We start from the raw sequence: 24121 nt of genomic DNA on the forward strand, positions 1-24121 counted from the left end.
ACCCTCTAATTTTCAGCTGCTCTACCTTCCCATCTCCAAAACCATAGGCAAGATAATGCAAAAGCTAGTATGCTTCCACCTAAGCACAATATTATACTAGTCTGGATACTTGCTTCTAGCAATGTTAAATTTGTTCCTGTCGATGATAAAATCCATAAAGAAACAAAATGACCGCTCCATCCATACGGTAAAAAGGGCCAAATACCATCCCCTAAGCCTGTCAGCAATAGGGCGACCAGTAGGGCTTCTACAATACCTAGACCAATCGAAGCGCCTTTACCAAATTGGAAGCTTACAAATAAATGTAACATATAGAAAATCACATGACTGCCGAATAGAATACAAGCAGCCATACTATAAAATGAATAGCCCAAATCTACTTCATGTAATAGTTCTCTAAAGCCAAAACTAAAAATAGCTATAGATAGAAAGATGGCTCCAAAGCTAAACAATAATAATAAGATAAGCTTGCTCATATATGTCTTTATTTTTATGTTTGTTGTAGCTAGCAGACCTTGGAAACGACCAGCGTTTGCTTCCTGCTCAGATGCCATTGCACATACTAATCCTATAATAATAGGTAGTCCACACGCTAGGCCTTGAAAATAGGCAGTTACTTTTCCGTGAAAATCCCATGGTGAATAGGAATAATAAGCTAAAAACAGTCCAGAAATAACAATGGGGACAAGTAGATGGGTAAGTAGTAATGGAGTTCGTCTTGTTTTAAGAATTTCCGCTCTCAATAATCGTACCATGTCCATTTTCTATTTTGCCTCCCTTTTTTGAAACCACTTTGTCGTGAGTGAAGCGATTATGATAAACCAAGCGATCGTTATCAATAAGCCAGGAAATATAACATCATGATTGAGTAAGGAACTACCCTCAGGTACTGGTAGACCATTTGGTAATATGCCGAGAGTTGAGCATAATAAACGTGCACCAATTGCAAAGGGATAGCAATACCATAGCTCTCCATCTGCAAATACTACAATTCCAATGATATTGGCCACTATATTGAACAAAATAGCCAAATAGGTTCCTAATTTAGCTGCCAAAAAAAGACATAAGGGAATTTGCCACAAAAACGTTACGAAAATAACTAGAGAACTTAATAGGCTGCTTGTGATTGGTAAGCTGTGACCAAATAGCCAGCCCCCTGCTGTAATGCCTCCAAAGAACATACTAGTGATAAGGACAAGCCATACACCTGATGAAAGTATTTTTCCTAACCAAACCCTTTTGAGGCCAAGTGGTAGTGCAAGTATACTATGGTATTTCAACTTCTTATCCTTTTCAATCACTAAGGCACAGCAAATTGTCAGTGCACCTGGCAGAAGCATCGTATACCACCAGTTATAAGCTCCTGTTTGAAAATATTCACCTCCCATAAGTACAGCGCTTATAAGTAAGGTTATAAGTGGCGTAAGCCAAAGTAGTTTGGGAATAAAAGTTCGCTTCCACTTTAATTGTTCCGCTTTTATGATGGCTAACATGCTAATGACCTGCCTTTCTGTTGGCAGTGACAACCTGCATGAATAGTGATTCTAATTCATGACCTTGTGGAGCTGGTCCCTGATAGCCAAGCTTGCCACCAGCAATAATGCCAATATCATCCACGACTTGTTCTACCTCAGGCAAAATATGACTAGACAATATAACAGTAATACCTTGTTCTGGAAATGAGCGAATGAGCTTACGAAGCTCTTGTATACCAATTGGATCCAAACCATTTGTTGGCTCATCTAAAATTAACAGTTTCGGTTTGTTTAACAGTGCAATTGCTATGCCCAAACGTTGCTTCATTCCTAAAGAAAACTGACCTGCTCGTTTTTTCCCCGTGTTCGTTAAATCTACAATCTCCAATACTTCGTCAATCCGACTTTGTGGTATGCCTAACGCGATCGTTCGAACTTTTAGATTTTCTTCAGCTGTTAAATTATCATACAAGGGGGGTGTTTCAATTAAAACCCCGATATCCTGCAGATCTTTTCGTGACCATAGATGTCCATTAAAAATGATATCTCCAGCATTAGGTCGTAGCATGCCCGTTATCATCTTTAAGGTTGTAGATTTTCCCGCTCCGTTAGGTCCAAGTAAGCCATAAACTGAATTACGTTTAATTTCTAACGATAAATTATCGACGATTTTTTGTCCTTTAAACGCTTTATTCAAATTGTTTGTTTTCAAAATCAAGTCTTTCATAATTAGTCATCATCCTTTCGATGACCTTAGTGTAAAAAATAAATATAAGGATTTCATAAGGATCCCCTAACAATTACTAGGGTTAGCCATGCGTTTATCCGCAATCGCTCGTAATTCTTTTCTAAAGCATGAAAAAAAGCATTTGGAATGACTTCATTCCAAATGCTTCGATTCTATCAATTTTACATAAATTCTTTTACTAAATCATTAAAATCATTTTCGCTCATTTTGATATCGATATCTGTTAATGGTAACTCAGAGTAGCCAGGTACTTTTTCTTGATACGACGTTGTTTCCGTATCATGATAAATAATGCCTGTTACTAAACCCTCGTGTTCCATTACTGTACGCATTGCCATACCACGATCTGAGGGATCATAATTTTCAACATCTGCTAATTTTGTTAAATTTTCTTTAAACCAATCATATGTGTTCACTTTGTTATACGTAACACAAGGTGAAAAGACATTGATAAATGAGAAACCTTTATGGTTAATACCAGCTTCAATTAGTGCTGTTAATTCTTTAATATCTGTAGAAAAGCCTTGCGCCACAAATGTTGCACCACTTGTTAATGCTACCTCTAATGGTTTCAATGATGGCTCAATCGCTCCACCTGGTGTAGATTTTGTAATAAATCCAGCAGCTGAACGTGGAGATGTTTGACCTTTTGTTAAACCATAAATTTGGTTATCCATTACAATATAAGTTATATCAATATTACGGCGGATGGCATGAATGGTATGCCCCATACCAATCGCAAATCCATCACCATCACCACCAGAAGCGATAACATGTAAATCACGATTAGCCATTTTCAATCCCTGTGCAATTGGTAGTGCACGACCATGAATACCATGGAATCCATAAGAATTGATATATCCTGAAATTCGACCTGAACATCCAATGCCTGAAATGACAGCAAGTTCATTTGGTTCAATGCCGACATTTGCAGCAGCACGTTGAATAGCTGCTTGTACTGAGAAGTCTCCACAGCCTGGGCACCAGTTTGGTTTCACTGTATTACGAAAATCCTTAAATGTTGCCATTAGCGAGTCAACTCCTTCACACGATTTTCTAATTCACCTGGCAAGAATGGTGTACCATTATATTTAGTGATTGTCGCGATTTTATCGTGACCACCAACATTCATCTTCATAATATTAGCTAATTGACCTGTATAGTTATTTTCTACAACGATCACCTTTTTCGCTTGTGCAACAAGAGGTGCTATTTCTGCAGAAGGGAATGGGTGAATTAAACGAATATGTGCATGATTCACTTTCATTCCTTGTGCATTCAAACGTTCTTGCACTTCTTCAATAGCTCCTCTTGTTGAATTAAAGCCTACTAATAAAATATCGGCTTCCTCATGTGGTGCATTGACAAAGACTGGGTTATCAAATTTCAAGCTCTCTAATTTACGGAAGCGTTTATCCATTTGAGTTTGGCGATTACCCGTTGCCTCAGATGGCTTCCCTGTTTCATCATGTTCAACACCTGTAACGTGATGAATACCATGTAATGTACCTGGTAATACACGAGGTGAAATACCATCTTCTGTATCTTCGTAACGCTTGAAGTAGGCTTTATCTGCCGCTTCCTCAAGATCATCCATCACAATTTTACCGCGACGAATTTCAATTTTATCATAATCAAATGGCTCTACAGATTGTTTTCCTAGGGATAATTGTAGATCTGTCATTAAGATTACTGGTAATTGTAATTCCTCTGCAATGTTAAATGCTTGGATCGTATCAAAGAAAGCTTCCTCCATCGTCGAAGGTGCAATGACTACCTTAGGAATCTCTCCATGTGTACCGTAAAGCATAGCCATCAAGTCAGATTGTTCTTGCTTAGTTGGCAACCCAGTTGAAGGGCCTCCACGTTGTGTATCCACTACTACTAAAGGTTGCTCTGTCATACCTGAAAGACCGATTGCTTCCATCATCAATGAAAGACCAGGACCAGCTGAAGCGGTAAAGGAACGTACACCACCAAAGTTTGCACCAATAGCCATTGTTGCTGCTGCAATCTCATCTTCCGTTTGGATGACCGTACCACCGAATTTCGGTAATTTTTTAATCAAGTATTCCATAATTTCAGAAGCAGGTGTAATTGGGTATGCTGCCATAAAGCGTGTCCCAGCAGCTAATGCACCAAGTGCTATCGCATCATTCCCAATCATAAACATACGACGTTTACCATCGGCAGGTGCAAGCTCCCATTCGCCTATACGATCAACTAATAGCTCATTCATAATTTGACGACCACGTGTAATGGCTTCCATATTTTTTTGAACGACTTCTTCGCCCTTTTTACCAAAAATATCATCGACAACATTTTGGAATACTGCATCTTCTAGGTTTAGCAATGATGCAGTTGCCCCGATAGCCACCATGTTTTTCATTAACGAAGTACCAAGCTCTGCTGCTACTTCTGTAAACGGTACTGCAAATAATGGTGCTTTAGAATCCTCAGGTTTAACAGGATCAAATTTTGCATCGGCTAAAATAATACCCTTTTCTGTAAGCTCTTTATAATTGACATCAATTGTTTCTTGATCGAATGCCACTAAAATATCTAAATCATCCGCAATTGAACGTACTTCTGTTGGACGAACTGTAATTTTATTATTCGTATGGCCACCTTTAATTCGAGAAGAGAAGTGACGATAACCGTATAGGAAATAACCTAGACGATTCATTGCCATTGAGAAAATCTCACCTGTACTCTCAATCCCTTCACCCTGTTGCCCACCGACTTTCCATGAAAGCTGATGTAACATGTCAACAACTCCTTAAATCCAATGTGTACTATTATTTTTCCTTCATAAGTTTAACACGAAGAAACCGTCTGGACTATTGTTTCTCCACGATTTAGGCGAAAATCAGACCTTTGACTGAAAATCCTGTTCATAAAGTTGTAATTTTCAAATCTAAGCAAAATCACGCCCCTATTTCAAGTGACAACTATCATATGTAAAACAGGAAAACGAAAAAATGCTCCACCACAATAGTATGTGACAGAGCATTTTACTTCATTACTTTTTTATCGAATACGTTTTTCTACTAGCAGCTTCAATGCTGTTCGTTCTTCTCCAGCAATCAAAATATCGGCAAACGCCGGCGCGCAAATTAAATCTGTGCCACTTGGCGCTACAAATCCGCGTGCAATGGCCACTGCTTTCACGGCTTGGTTAAGTGCACCTGCCCCAACTGCTTGCATTTCTGCCTGCCCTTTTTCTCTGATTACCGCGACTAATGCACCTGCAACTGAATTTGGATTAGAGCGTGATGATACTTTTAATGAATCCACAATTATTCCTCCCCGTTTCGCGAATAGTGTTTACGCTCAACAACTCATGTCCCCCTTTTTGGACCTCAAGTTATTGTCCGTAGCACATTTTATGCTCCGCAAAACGGAAATAGACTAGTTTGACAAAGAAACCTATATCCCCGTAAAAGAAACGTAAAAAAACATTCTTCGACTTATCTACCCTTGAAATGGATAGTCTTCATTTATATAAATGCGTTCACAGGCAATAGCTTTTCCTGTTCGATCATCCATCTCGACAAAGAAACCACTTAAAACCTCTCGCCCTTTTTTCGGAACTTCAAAACGAGATGGCATGTTTGTTTGGAATTTATAGATGACACTTTCCTTTGTCATACCTAAAATTTCATCGTACGGCCCTGTCATACCAACATCCGTGATATAAGCTGTACCTTGCGGGTAAATTCTTGCATCTGCTGTTTGCACATGTGTATGTGTCCCAACAACCGCTGAAGCCTTTCCATCTAAATGCCAACCAAGAGCGATTTTTTCACTAGTCGCTTCAGCATGGAAATCCACGAAGACAAGTGGAGATATTTGTCGAGCCTCTGCAATCAATTGATCTGCCATTGCAAACGGATCCTCATGTGGTGGTAAAAATACGCGACCATGTAAATTAATGACAGATAATGTCACGCCATTTTTAGAAATCTGGACCATACCTTTACCAGGTGCTTCACTTGAAAAGTTTGCCGGACGGATTAAGTAATCCGCGTCATCGATAAAATCAAAAATATCTTTATTGTCCCATGTATGATTACCCATTGTAATAACATCTACACCCATTTGCAGCAAGCTATTATAAATATTACGAGTAATCCCTCGTCCTGCTGCAGCATTTTCCCCATTTGCAATCACAACATCTGGATTATACTTCTTTTTTAAGCGAGGTAAATATTTTTCCACCGCATCTCGACCAATTGAACCAACAATATCACCAATAAATAGAACTTTCATTATGCAAGACCACACTTTCTCTAAATAACATCTTTTAGTTTACCATCTTTGCTTTGGCAATCGCAAAGTAAAACGCAAACCTTACGCCATTCACACACTTAAATACCAGTTTATTTAGGATTTCTGGATGGGAAATGGTGCATCTTTTTTATGAGAGTCCCCATTGTTATTGAGTTGCCCTATAAAAAACGAGCCGAATTTCCATTTACTCATTATATATGTTATACAAATGGAGCAACTGATACTGACAATAAATGAAATGGCAATGATAGAAAATACACTTAATGTTTCGATAAAATTCGTTAAAAAAATTTTAAGTAGGCTAATCACTAAGGGATGTAATAAATATATACCGAAGGAATAACGACTAATAAAAATGATAAATTTCGGCATTTTTCTTCTGTTACTCGCGATGAAAAATAACAGAAAAGCTACACTGAATGTATAAAGGATAACGTCTATTCTCTTTGAATGAACTTCCGTAATAATACCTGATAATTGAGAGGTTAGCAAAAGGCTTACTGTGATGAGTAATACTGCTAGTAACAGATAACGAAAACGCTGTAACCACGATAGAAACTTATCATAATTTTTTCCACAGTAATAAGCTACTACAAAATAAGCAATCCACGCAGGAAATGGCATCTTATTAAAAAAATCCCATTGTAAACTAGTATACGCTAAATCAGGAAAATACTTAAATGGATCCAAAAAATTAAAAAAGGCTAGGTAACTAAAATTAATGATAAATGCAGTCATTATTACTTGAGAGGCTGGGTATCTTGAGGCAATAAATTTCACAAAAAATGGATGTATGAAATAAAACTGAAAAATGATCACGATAAAATAACCATGGAAATCACCTTCCAAATAATTTAGTATTAGTTTTTTGGCAAATTCAATAGAAGGTGATTCGATTGATTTAAGAACGGCATCAAGTAGTCCAGTAAAAAGAAATGGCATTAACATATATTTATAACGTTTTACATAAAACTTTTTCGGCAAACGATCTGAATAGGAATAGGCAATGACAAACTCTGAGATAAATATAAAAAGAGGTGTCCCGAACATAAAGATCAGCTGAATAGATGTCAGGATTACGAATAGTGGACCTTCTTCTATGTCATACATGTTTAATGCCAACGTAACACTATGCATTAACACAATTCCTAAGCAAGCAACGAATCGTAGTAAATATATTTCTTTGACTTCTCGCTTCATCACCATCACCTGCCATTTCAAGGGATCAAATCGCCTTTCTATTATGCTACTTACCTTACTAAATGCAGGGATAAAATTATTTACTATCGGTAATTGTTCGCTTTAATTGCACCAAAATATCTCGCATTGTTTGAGGCTCAATAATAAAATTACCTACTAATAAAATAAACATCGTCCATAAGGAAATACATATAGCGGCTACAAGCCATGAACCTGCAGATGTAATATGGAGCTCGATAAAAAATATAAATGGTGTCGCTGCAGTAAGTGCAAAGATACTATTTTGCACAATTTTTTTGACAGTATCTTTAGGTGAATTTTGTAAAATCTTTTTTGAAGAATAAATGATTAAATCATAAGTACGATAGCCATATGAACAAATTCCTCCCAGTAATATTCCTTCTGCGCCAAAATACTGTACAAAAACAAGAGAAACTACTAGGTTGATTAATGCTTCCATAATGGCACGATTTTTCGTCTCTCTAAAATGTCCTGCAGCGTTCACTAACGTATTCGCAGGAATCCGAATTGTGTTCGCTACTCCTACAATGACAAACAATATTGCCAACCAAGGCCTTATGTAATTGGCATCTTCAATACCTGCTGTATAAATCTTTATAAATGGTAATATTAAAATAGCTGTACATGTGTAACTAAAAGCAATGATGCCATAAAAAATATATTCAAAATGATGAAAATATTTCCGAAGAACGTCCTTGTCCTCTTTGACAAGAATGTCGCCAAAGGCTGCTAATATCGCCCCTGAAAAAGTAGATATAAACAATGTGACTGCATTAAACACCATACTATAAACAGTAAACACACTGACTTCTGTTAAGCCTAGAAAAATCGTTATTAAAATAAACGGTGTGTTAAATACTACTAACGAGGCAATTTGATGAATTAAAGCATCCCATTTATCTTTAATTGCTAACCTATTTGCTTGATTTTTACTATTGAAATATGGATATTTCTTTTTAACATACAACCTTAAAAAAAGAACATCCAGTAATAATATGGCACTTGAACTAGCAACAACAATAACGATGGAAAAACCAAATGCTATCAAAGTAACTGACAATAGTGCACTCGCAAAAAGCAACATTGTTTGAATGCGAAAAATAACATAGCTTTTTTGATCTGCCGACAGCAGAACTAAATATTTCCCTATAAAAAAATACTCCCACATGCCACTAATGCCCAAAATAAGTACCATGTAAAGAGCCGTTCGTGGATTCACTTCATCTCCTACTAGTAACGGATAACAAATAGCCAAAATGGCGACTAATCCAACAAAGACATAACCCGAACGTCTATAAAAAAGATTAGTTGCTGAAAGAATTCCATTTATTTGGTCTTTATCGCCCTTGGCTAGTGGCTTATAAAGTGCCACTATAGATGCATTACCAACCCCAGCCTCTACTATTTTTAAATAACTTAAAAATTGCTTAATCGACGAAACTAGCCCGTTTGTAGCAGAGCCGTATGTTGTCATAAATAGTCGAGGTAAAATAAAATTAATAACCGCTGTAATAACTTGTAGCAATACATTAGCCATTAAATTTAAAACTACTCTCCTAGTTCTCATGCTGGTAAGCACCTTTTCTTTTAATAAAAGTAGGAATTAAACTTTTGCAATCACTGATCCGCCGATTAAGCCTATTCAACATGAAAAGTAAAAGAATTTGTTTTTTCTTTAGTAACCAAGTATAGACCTTTGATTTGAGCGGCATATTTGTCATACGAATCGCATGCAACGATCCATGAAACGCTTCATGAATCAACATTTTCTTAATAAAGGTACGCTTTTCATGTAAACGCTTATGGTTGAATCTATTCCATTCATTATTCACCGCTGCCATCACTAAATAAGTAAAATAATACTGAAGTTGTTCAGCAAAATTAGGAACCTGGTCTGCTTTCCTGTACTTTAAAACTTTCAATTGTTCATACAACACAAGTACTTTTTTAAAAAACATCTGATCATAACTAGCCGTCATGGAAGAAGAATGCTGACGATAATGGTAGAGATACTGATTTTCTAATATATAAATACTTTGTGCATCAAGTAAACTAGGATATGTACAAGCAGCATCGTCCCCCATGCAAATTTGATCATCCACATCAAAGAGATTTTTCTCTAATAGATCTCTTTTAAATATTTTATTAGATAAAGATGGATATAAGCCAAAACGGTAATACTCGCCCGAATATAGCATAATTGGATATACTTCTTTTTCCATCCTATCCTTCCTGTACAAACCGGGCGCGACAAGCTGTGAGCTCTTCACTTCTTGATGTGGATAATTTTCTACAATGTCACAAATAACAATATCTACATCAAAATCACGTGCAGTATTACATAATAATTTATACATATCAACTTCAATCCAATCATCACTATCTACAAACCCAATATACTGTCCTTTGGCGACCCTTAGCCCTGCTTTACGAGCACTGACAGCACCACTATTTGCTTGATGAATGACGGTAATTCTTGTATCAAATTGGGCATATTCATCGCAGATTACTGAGCAGTTATCAGTCGAGCCATCATTTACTAATATCAACTCAAAATCTACGAACTCCTGTCTCATAATACTATCAAGACACATTTTTAAGTAAGGTTCCGTATTATAAACAGGGACAATAATGCTTAAATATGGCACTCACCTCACCTCTCATTCATAGTAGTTCCCTTACTTTTACTCATAGTCAGTGCAAACATAATTAATAAAATATGATATGGAAAATAATCCATGACAAATGAATCAAGTCCTATATTCGCTATCAACACGATATAGAGAGGAATAGCGTTAATTGAGAGGATTTGAAAGCCTGGTGTATTCATAATTCCGACATTCTCTCTAAGTACTTTATAGAGGCTTGAAATGTATAGTACTGACAAGGCTACTCCAATTAAACCTATATAATAGGGAGTTGATAAGTACATTGTATGTGCCATCTTCACCTTCGCAAAGCTTGTGCCAAATCCTGCTCCCAAAATAAATACTTTCGTGTTTTGAAAGATTTCATTTACAAAAAGGCCCCAACTACTCACTCGACCAGTGGTAATGGCATCTGTCGATATTCCTGAACCAAAAAAACGAATCCAATAAATTGCGAATAACTTCTCGTAAAAAAAATAGAGGGCAACACCACAAATAATCACGATAAAAGACGAAAATTTAATAGCTGTCTTCACATTATTTTTAATGAAGACAATAAATGTCATCATAATGAAAATGACTAATGTAATAATAAACATTTTTGAGTAGGTCAGTATGCCAAAAAATGCTAATATTACGAGTAATACAATTGACTTTTTCTCCTTTTTTCCATCCAGATTAAAAAGCACTAATAAACAAGCCATTGCTATTAATACTTGCAAACTAAAGTAATTTGGATCTAAATCTAAACCCGTAAATCTTGTACTAATCGAGTTCATTGTCTTCACTGTATTTACAATGGTCATTGACTCTATAAAATGATCAATTTCTGGAATAGAATAACTGATCAATCGAACGATCGAAGCAGCTAGTAAACCCGATGCATAGATATACGTATACCTTCTGAAATATGCCTTATCATGGAGGGTCAATATTGCACAAAAGAGCACACTATAATTCAACACAAAGCCTAAAACTGCAATAAGATTACCACCACTAACTAACGTTACGGCTACCGTATAAAATGCAAATAAAAAATAGGTCAATAAGAGTCGTTTTGAAATACCTTGCTTTTGTAAAAAGAGCGTCAAAATACTTAACAAAATATAGAAAGAACTAAGTACAACAAGCAGTGAATATCCTGTTATATCGAATTTAATGACATACACCCACGATATAAAAAACAATAAATAGTCCATTCGATGCTGCTGCTTATCTAGCAGCATCGCCATACTAGTTAAAAGGAAGAAGAACCAGAGAAATAGATTACTACCTGTATATATTTTGAATACGACAAAGATACTTGAAATTATACAAATGAGCACACTAAAATTCTTAGATTCTATCATGTACATCAAACTCCAATACTAGTTGCTCTTGAGCTTTTTTGTTTGTGTAGTGATTTTCCTCTATGTAATTTTTCATATTGTGTAGTAATTCTGTATTTTTCATAACACTAGACATGACTTGAAAGATATCTTGAATGTTAAAGCCTGTTATCAATCCGTTATGACCATTACAAATTTGTTCACCTGCTGCGGCAAAGTCCGTTGTAATAACAGGCGTTTGTACAATTAATGCCTCCCCAATGACCATTGGGTAGCCTTCGTAGGCAGATGTTAAAACGAATACATCACTACATTTTATAAATGGATACGGATTTTTCATTTCCCCTACAAATTCAACTACATCCTCTACACCAAGTTGCAAAGCTAATTGCTGATTCGAAAGTAGGTCTGGTCCATCCCCTAAAATGCGCCAGCGAAAATTATTTATAGAAGCTTCCTTTAACAACTTACACAGATGTGGAATAAGGTCGAACCTTTTTGTACTATTTTCAATTCGCCCAACAGATATTAAATCCAACTCGCCTTTAAGAAACGGTGTATATTGATATGCCAGTTCTTTAATCTCTTCAATTGGAAAAAAGTTATATACTACTGAAATTTTATGTTGATATTCTGGAAGAAAATTTATCAAATTTTCCTTACATGCTGCAGAAACACACAACAATCGATCAAAATTTTTATAAGTTTTAACACAAGCCTTATAATTAAAATTCGCTTTAATGGGGTCTGTATGAATCCATGCGAACTTACGATCTGCTATCGCAAATTGATCTACAAATAAATTGGTCCCTTTATTGAAATATTGATTAGGTACATCATTAAAATAAGAAATGGCGATATCATAATGACAATTATTGCGATGTTTTTTTAAAAGTATCGAATAGAAGGTGTGGGAACCTATTAATCGAACAACTATCATACACACAATACGTAAAATAATATGCCATACGTTATTTCTTTTTTTCACTTCAACAAAAGGTGTAGCAATTAGCTGTAACAGTAAGTTCCCTGTATTTACCTTCACATTGGAGGGAATATCGTTCATTAATTCCCCTCCGCTAAATGTAAAAACATCTATCTCGTATTTCTCGTAGAGGCTGATTTCTTTTAGCATATTAATTAGCGCCTTTTGGATACCACCCATTTGAAAATTTTGTGCAACAAATAATATTTTCATATTAGTCCCCCTAAAAATACTATCGTAAATTTTCATATTGCTCTTACGTTTGTAAAAACGGTTCGATAGTCGCTACATGCCACTCCCTTTGCTGCTCATACCCCGCATCGTTTTTATAAATTACTGTATAAATCTGTTATTCGTTTCTCCATTTTCGTCCAGCTATAATCTTCTTCGTACAGCGCCTTCATTTCACGAGAAATTTCTGGCCATTCTTTTCTACGCTTTACCAAATTGTCAATTCCGTTTTGTAAACTCTCTCTATTGTAATCAATAAGTTCTCCAAAATTATTTGTTGCAACTACTTCTGACATTCCCGTATTTTTCACCATAATCAAAGGCTTTCCAAGCATTAATGCTTCATAGAATTTATTAGGTGCGGCATAATAATGGTTAGAAATGGTAGGGTCATAAATAGCCGTCATAATGTCACAACTATTCTCTAACTCTATTGTTTTTTCATAGGGTAACTTACCATAAAAGTGTATATTGTCATGCATTCTCGAAGTTTGCAGCAATGTATCAGCTAACTTACCAAATCCACCAATATGCAGCTCATAACTTGGCGTATTCTTTACTACTTCAACCAATTCACTAATCAATCGATTTTCAGTAAGTATACCTACATAGACTATTTTTATTTTTTTCGGATTCAAATCTAAGCAATCATTTGAATCTATATAACGTGGAGTATTATATATGACCTCTATTTTTTTAGGTGAAGCTTTCGCTATCTGTTCTTTGCGCTTTTCTGTACATATAATGACTGCATCCACACTATTCATAAGACGTATATCTATACTAGCAATGACCTTTCCAATACGCTGTGGTCCATAAAATGGTGATGTATACGAATCAAATACGTCGTAGATTACTTTTTTACGAAGTAATTTTCCACATATTGTACCTACTAGCGCTGTATCAAAATCACAAGCGTGAATCATATCATACGTATTTTTATGGCGAAGTAACCATTGAAAAAGTTTAAGTTGAAATTTTATAAATGGGACTAAGTTCTTTTTCAAACCTCCTCCAAATGTTGCCGGAATACCAAACCTTGTAATACGAATTGCATGATCACCTTCTAACAGTTGGTCCTTTATTTTATATTTTTTATCTCTATCCCAAGCTAAAATGTGAACATTCCAATTATTTTTTGCAAGGCAATGTGCTTCCTTTTCAACCCTTGGATCTGGAGAAACAGGGTTACTCCTCATAAAAACAACTCGCATCTCATATAACCCCCTTAAACACTGAATGTCTCTAGCGCTTCAGCTACTTTTTGCTACCTTTTGTCCTTACAACTTAAAGATGCTTTCCCATTTTAAAAAAACTTCCACCAATTTTTTGTGAAAGTATCATCTGGTTCATATACAATTAATGGCTGATTATTAATGATTCGTTCGTTATTTTCAAGCAAAAAATCTACCACATCCAAATCTTTTTGTTTTTCTAAAAATCTAAGTCCCTTTTCAAATAAGAAAGGACGTGTATTTAAGTTATGCACATCTGAACCGTATGTATGGACAAGATTCGAGCGCACTAAATTTAGCGAAAGTTTTTGGACGGTTTTGCCAAACAATCCTGCTAAACTTCCTGATGTAATTTGTGCATGTGCCCCCACACGTATAATTTGTTCCAAATGACTTGGATTTTCTGAAATGACTCTATTTCGCTCTGGGTGTGCAATAATTGGTGTTATGCCTGCTGTTAATAACGAGTAAATGATATCCTTTGTATATTTGGGAATATGATTAGAGGGAAGTTCCAACAGCAAATAATTGGAATTTGCTAATGTATGTAATTGTTTTTTTTCATACAATTCTAGAATGTTACCTGCCAAGCGTACCTCTTGTCCCGTGTAAAGTTTTAACGGCATATTACGTTGGTCAATTGCCATTTGTAACTGTGCAATTTGCTCATTCACGACATCAAAGGAGACATTATACAATGGATGTAAAGCATGCGAAGTGGAAACAATCGTTGAAATCCCCTCCAAAACTGCCTGCTCAAATAAACAAAGTGTCTCTTCAATCGTTTTCGGACCATCATCGACATCAAATAATATATGACTGTGCATATCAATCACTGTACTTCACTTCCCTGTCTAGGTACTTGAATTAACGATAATATTGCTCATAATATTGATGGAGTGGCATTTTATAGTTATTTAATACTACGCCCAAAATATTTGCTTTTGAGGCTTCAAGGCTTGACTTTGCTTTTAGCACACTTTCATATTCTGCAACTCCACTGTTCACAATTAATAATGTACCATCACATTTATTGGACAAAATTTGAGCATCTGTTACAGATAATAGGGGTGGCGCATCAAAAATAATGATGTCAAACTCTTTCTTTAGTTCCTCAATTACACTCCCCATTAAGGTAGAAGCTAGTAACTCTGCTGGATTGGGGGGAATAGGCCCACTTGTCAAGACATATAGATTAGCAATATCTGTATTATTGACGACTTCGGAAATTGTAAAATGTCTTGTTAGTAAATTTGATAGTCCTCTAGCATTTTGCAATAGAAACGTATAATGCATTGTTGGTTTTCGTAAATCTGCATCTACGATGACGACCCGTTTTCCTTCTTGTGCGAAAACAACACCTATATTGGCTGCATTGGTTGACTTTCCTTCACCTGGTGTTGCAGATGTTACTAATATTGTTTTAATCTCTCTATCAGGCATTGAAAAAGTAATATTTGTTCGGATTGTTCGAAATTGTTCAGAAATAAAAGAATGGTCATTTGCAATCGTCACAAGTTTTCGTGCCATTTTCACTAACTTCTTCTTTTTCTTTTTTTTCCAAAACATTATGATCCTCTCCTCGTTTTACGAGATTTTATCCTAGTGCTTTTATTGTGAGCATCACTAATTTGACTAATCAAGCCAATAATCGGTAGTCCTATTAGCTCTTCAATATCTTGCTCAGTCTTGATTGTAGTATCTAAGCTCTCTATTATGATTATGAGAGCAGCACTTAAAACAAAACCAATAAACGAGGCTGCTACTATATAAAGAGTTTTATTTGGCGCAATCGGTACAGGTTCCTTATCTAATTGTGCAACTGACAAAATATTAACATTATCAACCGTCATTAAAACTTGGATCTCCTCTTGAAACACATCTGCTATTGTATTGGCAATTTCGACAGCCAACCCTGCTTGCTTGTCTACAACATTAATATTGACAACTTGTGAGTTATTGGCACTAGATACAGTAATTTGATCCATTAAAACTTCAGGTGTGACATCCAAATCTAGCCTATTTATAACTTTAGATAAAATAGCAGAACTTGTTATGATAATATTATACGTATTAATAAGTCGGAGATCTGTTTCAACCTGTTGTACACCTAAATGTGGTTGTTCTATATTTTTTTGATTAACTAAAATTTGCGTTTCTGCCTCATAGGTAGGTTTTAACACAAAGATGCTAATAAAGCCCGTAACCAACGCTGCAAAAAGTGTAAAACTTATGATAAAAAGAAAGTTTTCTCGGACTATTTTCAATATATCTTGTAATGTGATTGTTTCTTTCAATGCTCTTCACTCCTTGTCAAAACATAAAACAGTTGTAAAAATGGAGTATAACTAGGCTGGTTAATTTTTAAAAAGGTATTCATGGTGAGGCTAGTTCACTATGCTTTATTCCATACTATATTGTTGGAATCATCCATTTATTCTTACTGGGTAGATCACATCGAATTTTATTCACATACAAAAAGGCATCCCCTGACCTTGGTCAAGGGATGCCTATTATTTTATTATTTATTTCGCGTATTCCACAGCACGTGTTTCGCGAATGACTGTTACTTTAATATGACCTGGGTAATCGAGTTCTTCCTCAATACGTTTGCGAATATCACGCGCAAGACGATGAGATGCTAAATCATCAATTTTTTCAGGTTGTACAATAATACGAATTTCACGTCCAGCTTGAATCGCATAAGATTTTTCTACGCCATCATAGCTTTCTGAAATTTCCTCTAACTTTTCAAGTCTGCGGATATAGTTTTCAAGTGTTTCACTACGTGCACCTGGACGAGCTGCTGATAATGCATCAGCTGCAGCGACTAATACCGCAATAACAGATGTTGCTTCAGTATCACCATGATGCGAAGCAATACTATTAATAACAACTGGGTGTTCCTTATACTTTGTTGCTAATTCCACACCAATTTCAACGTGGCTTCCTTCAACTTCATGATCGATTGCTTTTCCAATATCATGTAATAAGCCCGCACGACGAGCCAATGCTACATCTTCACCAAGTTCAGCAGCAAGTAATCCTGCTAAATGTGCGACTTCAATTGAATGTTTTAGGACATTTTGTCCATAGCTTGTACGATATTTCATGCGGCCTAAAATTTTCATTAAATCTGGATGTAAGTTATGAATACCAATTTCAAATGTAGTTTGCTCACCTGTTTCGCGGATTTGTTCATCCACTTCACGTCGAGCTTTTTCCACCATTTCCTCAATACGAGCTGGGTGAATACGACCATCCTGTACAAGTTTTTCAAGTGCAAGTCGAGCTGTTTCACGGCGAATTGGATCAAAGCCTGATAATATAACCGCTTCTGGCGTATCATCAATAATTAAATCAATTCCTGTTAACGTTTCCAATGTACGGATATTACGGCCTTCGCGACCAATAATACGTCCCTTCATTTCATCATTTGGCAAGTTCACAACAGATACAGTTGTTTCTGCTACGTGATCTGCAGCAAAGCGTTGTAGTGCTAATGATAAAATTTCACGTGCTTTTTTATCTGAGTCTTCTTTCGCACGTGTTTCAGCTTCTTTCGTCATCACAGCAATATCAGTTGATAACTCTTTTTCTACTTCATTGAGGATAATTGATTTAGCTTCATCCCTAGTTAAAGCAGAAATTCGTTCTAGCTCTGTTTTTTGTGATGCCATGAGCTCGTCCACTTTGCTCTCCATCTGTTCAATATGCTGTTGTCTTTCAGCTAGAGCTTGTTCTTTGCGCTCTAAGCCAGCTTCTCTCTTATTTAGAGCATCATCTTTGCGATCAAGATTCTCTTCTCTTTGCAATAAACGGTTCTCTTGTTTTTGAAGTTCTAAACGACGTTCACGAATGTCATTTTCAGCTTCAGTACGAAATTTGTGAGTTTCATCTTTGGCTTCAAGTAGTGCTTCTTTCTTCATTGCCTCCGCTTCTCGTTTTCCTTCTTCAACGATTGTTTCAGCGACATGTTTAGCACCAGTGATTTTTGAGTCATTCACTTTTTTCATGTAGATATAGCTAACAGCGGCACCAACGATGAGTCCAAGCAAAGCGGAGATGATAGTAATTCCATCCATATGAACACCTCCTCTTGCTATTTGGGTATTACAGTTTCAGTCGGCGCATACATCTATGTCGCCTTAGCTAAAATGCACCAGATTTTGTTAGAATTTATGCAAAACCCGTTTCATTGGCCAAAGGCATTATCTTCATCCAGTAGGCGTTTAGACATCCATTTTAAAGGATATTTCACTATAAAACATTTGCTAAATGAGGATAAAATGTACTGCCTATTTAAAGTCATAATTCAGAAATTATACATATTTAATTGTATAGCTAGCCTCAGGCTCTGTCAAGGATAGTCAGGCATCTGTTCGCCACCTTAGCCAAAAAAAGTAAGTCCTATCCATTCAGTGAATTTTTCCCCTATTACTATTTCACTAGAAAATTTTTTATGTTAAAAACAATTAGTAAAAAAACAGTACATAAGAAATAAATACATAGCCTCTCTCTTATTATGTGTAAAAATTTAAGAATATAGACAAAAAAAATGCATTGCCCCCCTCAATAAAGTGGGAACAATGCAATCATTAATTATTCTTCTTCCAGAAGTAACATTAATTCTTCATCCATCTCTTCTTCATCATCATGGGCAGCAATTGTATAAGAAGAAGCCGCAATACCATAAGAAGCTCGGATTTTATTTGCTATGTCTTCTAGGACAGCAGTATTTTCTTTTAAATACTGTTTAGCATTTTCTCGTCCTTGACCTAAGCGCTCATCGCCATATGCATACCAAGAACCACTTTTTTGTACAATGTCTAATTCTACGCCTAAATCGACTGTTTCGCCTTCTTTAGAAATTCCTTCTCCATACATAATATCTACTTCAGCTGTACGGAAAGGTGGTGCTACTTTATTTTTAACAATCTTAATTTTAGTACGGTTACCAACAATATCATTACCTTGTTTAATAGCTTCTGCACGACGCACTTCTAAACGAACAGAGCTGTAGAATTTAAGCGCACGTCCACCTGGTGTTGTTTCTGGATTACCAAACATGACACCAATTTTTTCACGAACTTGGTTAATGAAAATAGCAATCGTTTTTGATTTATTAATCGCACCAGAAAGTTTACGTAAAGCTTGAGACATTAGACGTGCTTGTAAGCCGACATGAGAGTCACCCATATCCCCTTCAATTTCAGCTTTTGGCACTAAGGCAGCAACAGAGTCAATGACGATAATATCAATAGCACCACTGCGCACTAATGCTTCTGCGATTTCAAGTGCTTGCTCACCTGTGTCGGGTTGTGATAATAATAGCTCATCAATATTGACACCTAATTTTTGCGCATAGATCGGGTCTAATGCATGCTCAGCGTCGATAAATGCTGCTTGTCCACCTGTTGCTTGTACTTCAGCAATGGCATGTAGAGCAACAGTTGTTTTACCAGATGATTCTGGACCGTATACTTCAATAATACGTCCACGTGGATATCCACCCACTCCTAATGCAGCATCAAGTGCAAGTGAACCACTTGAAGATGTCGCAATTTCTAAATCGGTTTTTTCACCGAGTTTCATAATGGAACCTTTACCAAAATTCTTTTCAATTTGCTTTAGAGCCTGTTCTAAGGCTGCTTTACGATCACTCATTCATTTTCCTCCTTCGAAAACTGTTCACTGTTTTTATCTATCTCTACTATACTTGTTTTTGAGAAAACACGCAAGAAAAAAGCGAACATTTATTCGATTTTCCTTCAAAATAAAAATTTGGATAGTTTTCCTCTACCCAAATTCCTATGTTTTACTCTATTTTAATAACGTTTTGCGTAGCCACGTTCTTCTAAAAGCTGCATTAAATAATGACATGTAAATTTCACCGCACGGAGTCGATTCGTATTTCGCATGCCTGATAAATGAAGTAAATATGTAAGCGGCTCCTCATCATTTATAGCAATACCAATCCAAACCGTACCTACTGGCTGATGATCATGCGCAGTGGGACCTGCTTCTCCTGTAAGGCCAATCCCAATATTTGTAGCAAATTTCTCACGAACAGCACTTGCCATTGCCGCTGCACACTCAGCACTCACAACACCATGTGTATCAATTAAATCTTGTGAAATGCCTAGCTGTTTTACTTTCGCATCTGCTGCATAGGTAACAACGCCTCCTATAAGTGCATTGCCTACCCCTGGAATTTCCGCAAGTTCAGATTGAAATAAACCAGCAGTTAAACTTTCAGCAGCCGCAATCGTTAGCTCATTATCCAGTAGCATTTCTACCGTTTTTGAGGCAAGGGAATCATCATCTACACCATATTGATAATCACCAACAAGTGCTTGTATTTCTGCAACCTTTGCCTTAATAAGCTGGTCAGCTTGTTGCTCTGTTGCGGCTTTAGCTGTTACGCGTAACGTTACCTCACCATCAGAAGCAAGTGGAGCAACTGTTGGATTGGTTTGTGCATCTAAAATAGTTTGAACTTGTACTTCAAGCTCGGCCTCACCAATTCCATAAAATCGCATAACATGTGATGCAATGATCCCTCCATCATTAAGCATCGCAGCAAGTTTAGGTTTAGCCTCAAATTGAAACATTGGTTCTAACTCTTTTGGAGGTCCTGGTAATAAAATATAAGTGCGATCATTTTTTGTGAAGATCATACCTGGAGCCATTCCATGGTGATTAGCTAATACCTCACTCCCAGCTAAAATTAATGCCTGTTTACGATTATTCTCCGTCATTGGACGTCCTCGTTTAGCAAAAAATTGCTCAATATACGTCAATGCTACTTCATCAAACTCAAGAGAAACACCAAGATGACGTGCAATCGTTTCCTTCGTTAAATCATCTTTTGTCGGACCAAGTCCTCCCGAAAAAATAATGAGATCTGCACGAGACTCTGCCACTTCGATAGCTTGTTCTAAACGCTTTGCATTATCGCCTACTACGGTATGATAAAAAACGTTGATGCCAAGCTCGGATAGCTGGCTTGAGATAAACCTCGCATTTGTATTCGTAATTTGACCTAATAATAGTTCTGAGCCAACCGCAAGAATTTCAGCATTCATGAACCCCAAGACCTTTCTTATTTAGACTCAAGTAATACACGTCGATTTAGATAGAAATAATCCCATCCTGACCAAAGTGTAAAGAACAATGCAACATAGAGCATGATTGTATCAAATGGAATACCAACCAATGTAAAGATTGTATTGTGTAAAAGAGCAGCAGCAATCGCTACAATTTGTGCCCAAGTTTTAATTTTACCAAGCTGATTGGCAGCTACGACTTCTCCTCCACCTGCCAAAATCAAACGTAAACCCGTTACAGCAAATTCACGACTAATAATAATGATAATTACCCAAGCAGGTGCCATCTTAAGCTCGACCATTAAAATAAAGGCTGCTGAGACAAGTAACTTGTCAGCTAAGGGATCTAAAAATTTCCCAAATGTCGTTACAAGATTATACTTACGTGCGTAATAACCATCCACCCAATCGGTTGTTGAAGCAAAGATAAAAATAAGTGCGCCTATAAAATGATGGATTGGCATCTCTGCACCAAAAAGTGATAATGTTCCCCAGCCAAAATCAAACATCATAACAATGACAAAGAATGGAATAAGTAAGATTCGAGAGATGGTAATTTTATTTGGAATGTTCATTTTTCTAACACCTTTCATGATGAAAGAAAGTAGTCATCATGTGATGACTACTGTTCTTTATTGAAATTGATGACGATATTTTGCGTTACAATTTGTTGTGCATACGTTAGAAGTTCGTCATTAATATAGATTTTAGCTTGCGTTGAATTACCGAGACGAATACGAACATAGTTTTGTGTTGAGGCGTCAAATTCAACTACTTCCCCGGCATTATAGACACGCGTATCTGTTAATATTTCTTGTTGCTGTTGATTGCGAATACCAACAAATGTAGGGCCTGATACTTCGATTTTTAGTTTCATTGTATCCGTACCTGTTAACGTATAAGAAGTTGTCGCACCATCTGCTTCAACAGTACCTGCGGAAATTGTTTGCTTCATCTCTTCAGTTTGATCAGTGTCATCTTCATCAGTTGGTGTTTCTTCTGTAGAGCTTTTATCTTCTTTATCATTTTTCTGTGCATCTTTATTTTCTTGTTCTTTTTTATCCTTCTCACTATCAATTGGCTTGACATTTGTGTCATATTCAATTTCAGGAGTAGAAGTGTTTTCCTCGCTTGTCCCTGGACTGTTTTTTGATTGCCATAGCACCCAGATAACCACAATAATCACTACAATAAATAAAGCAACAATGATTTTGGGCATAGCCTCCATCATTTTATTCGAAGGGCCTTTCGTTACTTTTCTTCTGCTAGGACTATTCGTTATTGATTGATTTACTTGATCGTTTGGAGTGCTCGGTAGTTCATTTTTATATGTCTCTAAAATTTCTTCCGCGTCCAAACCAACCGCTTCTGCATATTGTTTAATAAAAGCTCTTACATAAAACGAACCAGGCATAATGGAATAATTGCCCTCTTCAATTCCTACTAAATAACGTTTTTGGATTTTCGTTATTTCTTGTAAATCGTCTAAGCTGTAGCCTTTAGACAGTCTCGCCTCTTTCAGTCGAGTCCCTAATTCTGCCACTAATAACACCTACTTTAACATCAAATTAAAAATTAAATCCTCCAAAAGAATCGGATTCGGACATATGATTTTTTTCCATTATTTCATAAGTAATTTCTTCATCAGTGTGATGACGCAGTTCAATAATATAATCAAAATCCTCTATTTTATATTCTGAATGCTGAACAAACATATCTGGATGCTCTACAACTTTGATACAAGGCATATTCATCATTTCACGCACTAATTGCAAATGTTTCTCATCGGATGAACGTCGAGTCACAATACCATCTAGAATAAAAATATTGTTACGACTAAATTCATCTCCCACAAGCTTATTACGAACTGTTTGCTTAATCATTGTAGATGATAAAAAGATCCATTTTTTATTGGCACAGACACTGGCGGCTACTATGGATTCAGTTTTTCCAACACGTGGCATGCCACGAATACCAATCAGCTTATGTCCCTCTTTTTTAAAGAGTTCTGCCATAAAGTCGACTAAAATACCTAGTTCATCTCTTACGAAATGGAATGTGTTTTTTTCATCTGCATCTCGAGGAATATAACGACCATGCCTAATGGCTAAACGGTCACGAAGTTTTGGTTGTCGAAATTTGGTTACGTTAATATGTTCCATTGTCGAAACAATTGTACGAAAACGCTCAATTGCCTCATCATTGTCTGTATGCACTAACATACCACGTCGATCCTCATCTACACCATTTATTGATATAATATTGACACGAAGCATCCCTAAAAGTGAAGCAATATCTCCTAATAATCCAGGGCGATTCACCTGAATTTCATATTCAAAGTACCAATCGCTCAACACACTCGTTCCCTTCCTATTAGTTAACGTAAAAAATCCTTTATAAGTTCCATCATAGCTGATTTTTTATGTAATGGAAAGTTAGAATACATGGAATTACAGCGTTATTTACTAATTTTTTTTGATGACTGTTAAATAGGCTTACATACGTTCCCGTTTTCACAGATAAAAAGTTTATAGTATAGCAAAAAGAGGAGATTGGCTCTCCTCTTTTATTTACTGCACATGCTTATTTTGTACGAGCTTAATGACACAATTCGCTAATGCATGTTTTTCATCTTCAGAGGCAACGCCCCATAAATCCGACAGCACTCGCTCTTGTTCGTTTTTAGGGTCGACATTAGTCGCCAAATATTCCCCAATTTGGACAGCAGCCGTTTGAATCATTTTCTTAGGCATACCGCTTGATTCAGCTTGCATAACGTTTTGTCCTAAAAACGATGTCCATTTTTGCCAGTTTTCTAAAATGGTCATATTCTTCCTCCTCCTTTACA

The 24121-nt window shown here is 36.4% G+C and carries 23 protein-coding genes; all 23 read right to left on the minus strand.

Annotated features, from left to right (window positions below):
• Positions 1-5: 5 nt before the first annotated feature.
• The 23 genes from QH639_RS23415 to QH639_RS23525 all read right to left on the minus strand — a co-directional run bounded on the left by QH639_RS23415 (position 6) and on the right by QH639_RS23525 (position 24101).
• Positions 6-761, minus strand: a complete 756-nt coding sequence (locus QH639_RS23415; RefSeq protein WP_131521849.1) for a lantibiotic immunity ABC transporter MutG family permease subunit — start codon at positions 759-761, stop codon at positions 6-8.
• Between the two features lie 3 nt (positions 762-764).
• The gene (locus tag QH639_RS23420; RefSeq protein ID WP_131521850.1) at positions 765-1493 is read right to left on the minus strand and encodes a lantibiotic immunity ABC transporter MutE/EpiE family permease subunit; all 729 of its coding nucleotides are present in this window, start codon (positions 1491-1493) and stop codon (positions 765-767) included.
• Position 1494: 1 nt separating this feature from the next.
• A complete protein-coding gene (locus QH639_RS23425; RefSeq protein WP_237899687.1) occupies positions 1495-2202 on the minus strand; it encodes a lantibiotic protection ABC transporter ATP-binding protein in 708 nt (235 codons plus the stop codon).
• A gap of 182 nt (positions 2203-2384) precedes the next feature.
• Positions 2385-3251 (minus strand): 2-oxoacid:ferredoxin oxidoreductase subunit beta, encoded by an 867-nt coding sequence (locus QH639_RS23430; RefSeq protein ID WP_131521852.1) that lies wholly within the window; start codon positions 3249-3251, stop codon positions 2385-2387.
• Positions 3251-4990 carry a 2-oxoacid:acceptor oxidoreductase subunit alpha gene (locus tag QH639_RS23435; protein ID WP_131521853.1) on the minus strand — a complete coding sequence of 580 codons (1740 nt, stop codon included), beginning with the start codon at positions 4988-4990 and terminating at the stop codon, positions 3251-3253. Before QH639_RS23435 ends, QH639_RS23430 begins: the two co-directional genes overlap by 1 nt.
• A 263-nt stretch (positions 4991-5253) precedes the next feature.
• The gene (locus tag QH639_RS23440) at positions 5254-5520 is read right to left on the minus strand and encodes a stage V sporulation protein S (RefSeq protein ID WP_004224903.1); all 267 of its coding nucleotides are present in this window, start codon (positions 5518-5520) and stop codon (positions 5254-5256) included.
• A gap of 177 nt (positions 5521-5697) precedes the next feature.
• Positions 5698-6495, minus strand: a complete 798-nt coding sequence (locus QH639_RS23445) for a TIGR00282 family metallophosphoesterase (protein ID WP_048391507.1) — start codon at positions 6493-6495, stop codon at positions 5698-5700.
• Positions 6496-6609: 114 nt separating this feature from the next.
• Entirely contained in the window at positions 6610-7716 is a 1107-nt protein-coding gene (locus QH639_RS23450; RefSeq protein WP_131521854.1) for an acyltransferase family protein, read from the minus strand.
• A 76-nt stretch (positions 7717-7792) separates the two neighbouring features.
• The gene (locus QH639_RS23455; RefSeq protein WP_131521855.1) at positions 7793-9304 is read right to left on the minus strand and encodes a lipopolysaccharide biosynthesis protein; all 1512 of its coding nucleotides are present in this window, start codon (positions 9302-9304) and stop codon (positions 7793-7795) included.
• Positions 9294-10385, minus strand: coding sequence for a glycosyltransferase family 2 protein (locus tag QH639_RS23460; protein ID WP_131521856.1), 1092 nt, complete (start codon positions 10383-10385; stop codon positions 9294-9296). The genes QH639_RS23455 and QH639_RS23460 overlap by 11 nt, the downstream gene beginning before the upstream one ends.
• A 5-nt stretch (positions 10386-10390) precedes the next feature.
• Complete coding sequence (locus QH639_RS23465) at positions 10391-11734, minus strand: hypothetical protein (protein ID WP_131521857.1); 1344 nt, start codon at positions 11732-11734, stop codon at positions 10391-10393.
• A complete protein-coding gene (locus tag QH639_RS23470; RefSeq protein WP_131521858.1) occupies positions 11721-12911 on the minus strand; it encodes a glycosyltransferase in 1191 nt (396 codons plus the stop codon). Before QH639_RS23470 ends, QH639_RS23465 begins: the two co-directional genes overlap by 14 nt.
• 113 nt (positions 12912-13024) lie before the next feature.
• The gene (locus tag QH639_RS23475) at positions 13025-14143 is read right to left on the minus strand and encodes a glycosyltransferase family 4 protein (RefSeq protein WP_131521859.1); all 1119 of its coding nucleotides are present in this window, start codon (positions 14141-14143) and stop codon (positions 13025-13027) included.
• 92 nt (positions 14144-14235) lie between these two features.
• Positions 14236-14991, minus strand: a complete 756-nt coding sequence (locus tag QH639_RS23480) for a tyrosine-protein phosphatase (RefSeq protein WP_284705924.1) — start codon at positions 14989-14991, stop codon at positions 14236-14238.
• 40 nt (positions 14992-15031) lie between these two features.
• Entirely contained in the window at positions 15032-15733 is a 702-nt protein-coding gene (locus QH639_RS23485; protein WP_131521861.1) for a CpsD/CapB family tyrosine-protein kinase, read from the minus strand.
• Complete coding sequence (locus tag QH639_RS23490) at positions 15733-16461, minus strand: YveK family protein (protein ID WP_131521862.1); 729 nt, start codon at positions 16459-16461, stop codon at positions 15733-15735. The genes QH639_RS23485 and QH639_RS23490 overlap by 1 nt, the downstream gene beginning before the upstream one ends.
• Positions 16462-16689: 228 nt before the next feature.
• On the minus strand, positions 16690-18249 hold the full coding sequence (rny, locus tag QH639_RS23495; RefSeq protein ID WP_004224930.1) for a ribonuclease Y: 1560 nt from the start codon (positions 18247-18249) through the stop codon (positions 16690-16692).
• A 517-nt stretch (positions 18250-18766) separates the two neighbouring features.
• Positions 18767-19831: a recombinase RecA gene (recA, locus tag QH639_RS23500; protein ID WP_016992835.1), complete on the minus strand. Its 1065-nt coding sequence runs from the start codon at positions 19829-19831 to the stop codon at positions 18767-18769.
• A 161-nt stretch (positions 19832-19992) separates the two neighbouring features.
• The gene (locus QH639_RS23505) at positions 19993-21252 is read right to left on the minus strand and encodes a competence/damage-inducible protein A (RefSeq protein ID WP_131521863.1); all 1260 of its coding nucleotides are present in this window, start codon (positions 21250-21252) and stop codon (positions 19993-19995) included.
• A 17-nt stretch (positions 21253-21269) separates the two neighbouring features.
• Positions 21270-21848 (minus strand): CDP-diacylglycerol--glycerol-3-phosphate 3-phosphatidyltransferase, encoded by a 579-nt coding sequence (pgsA, locus tag QH639_RS23510; protein WP_004224936.1) that lies wholly within the window; start codon positions 21846-21848, stop codon positions 21270-21272.
• A gap of 47 nt (positions 21849-21895) precedes the next feature.
• Positions 21896-22825 carry a helix-turn-helix domain-containing protein gene (locus QH639_RS23515; RefSeq protein WP_193767401.1) on the minus strand — a complete coding sequence of 310 codons (930 nt, stop codon included), beginning with the start codon at positions 22823-22825 and terminating at the stop codon, positions 21896-21898.
• A gap of 16 nt (positions 22826-22841) precedes the next feature.
• Positions 22842-23627, minus strand: coding sequence for a DUF3388 domain-containing protein (locus tag QH639_RS23520; RefSeq protein ID WP_026023397.1), 786 nt, complete (start codon positions 23625-23627; stop codon positions 22842-22844).
• Positions 23628-23843: 216 nt separating this feature from the next.
• On the minus strand, positions 23844-24101 hold the full coding sequence (locus QH639_RS23525; protein ID WP_004224939.1) for a DUF3243 domain-containing protein: 258 nt from the start codon (positions 24099-24101) through the stop codon (positions 23844-23846).
• Between the last annotated feature and the right edge of the window lie 20 nt (positions 24102-24121).

The sequence above is a fragment of the Lysinibacillus sp. 1 U-2021 genome (assembly GCF_029916965.1).
Classification (GTDB): domain Bacteria; phylum Bacillota; class Bacilli; order Bacillales_A; family Planococcaceae; genus Lysinibacillus; species Lysinibacillus capsici.

Coding starts and splice junctions, on each gene's coding strand:
- QH639_RS23415 (WP_131521849.1), bottom strand. CDS start 761: ATGGACATGGTACGATTATTGAGAGCGGAAATTCTTAAAACAAGACGA.
- QH639_RS23420 (WP_131521850.1), bottom strand. CDS start 1,493: ATGTTAGCCATCATAAAAGCGGAACAATTAAAGTGGAAGCGAACTTTT.
- QH639_RS23425 (WP_237899687.1), bottom strand. CDS start 2,202: ATGAAAGACTTGATTTTGAAAACAAACAATTTGAATAAAGCGTTTAAA.
- QH639_RS23430 (WP_131521852.1), bottom strand. CDS start 3,251: ATGGCAACATTTAAGGATTTTCGTAATACAGTGAAACCAAACTGGTGC.
- QH639_RS23435 (WP_131521853.1), bottom strand. CDS start 4,990: ATGTTACATCAGCTTTCATGGAAAGTCGGTGGGCAACAGGGTGAAGGG.
- QH639_RS23445 (WP_048391507.1), bottom strand. CDS start 6,495: ATGAAAGTTCTATTTATTGGTGATATTGTTGGTTCAATTGGTCGAGAT.
- QH639_RS23450 (WP_131521854.1), bottom strand. CDS start 7,716: ATGAAGCGAGAAGTCAAAGAAATATATTTACTACGATTCGTTGCTTGC.
- QH639_RS23455 (WP_131521855.1), bottom strand. CDS start 9,304: ATGAGAACTAGGAGAGTAGTTTTAAATTTAATGGCTAATGTATTGCTA.
- QH639_RS23465 (WP_131521857.1), bottom strand. CDS start 11,734: ATGATAGAATCTAAGAATTTTAGTGTGCTCATTTGTATAATTTCAAGT.
- QH639_RS23470 (WP_131521858.1), bottom strand. CDS start 12,911: ATGAAAATATTATTTGTTGCACAAAATTTTCAAATGGGTGGTATCCAA.
- QH639_RS23475 (WP_131521859.1), bottom strand. CDS start 14,143: ATGCGAGTTGTTTTTATGAGGAGTAACCCTGTTTCTCCAGATCCAAGG.
- QH639_RS23480 (WP_284705924.1), bottom strand. CDS start 14,991: ATGCACAGTCATATATTATTTGATGTCGATGATGGTCCGAAAACGATT.
- QH639_RS23485 (WP_131521861.1), bottom strand. CDS start 15,733: ATGTTTTGGAAAAAAAAGAAAAAGAAGAAGTTAGTGAAAATGGCACGA.
- rny (WP_004224930.1), bottom strand. CDS start 18,249: ATGGATGGAATTACTATCATCTCCGCTTTGCTTGGACTCATCGTTGGT.
- recA (WP_016992835.1), bottom strand. CDS start 19,831: ATGAGTGATCGTAAAGCAGCCTTAGAACAGGCTCTAAAGCAAATTGAA.
- QH639_RS23505 (WP_131521863.1), bottom strand. CDS start 21,252: ATGAATGCTGAAATTCTTGCGGTTGGCTCAGAACTATTATTAGGTCAA.
- pgsA (WP_004224936.1), bottom strand. CDS start 21,848: ATGAACATTCCAAATAAAATTACCATCTCTCGAATCTTACTTATTCCA.
- QH639_RS23525 (WP_004224939.1), bottom strand. CDS start 24,101: ATGACCATTTTAGAAAACTGGCAAAAATGGACATCGTTTTTAGGACAA.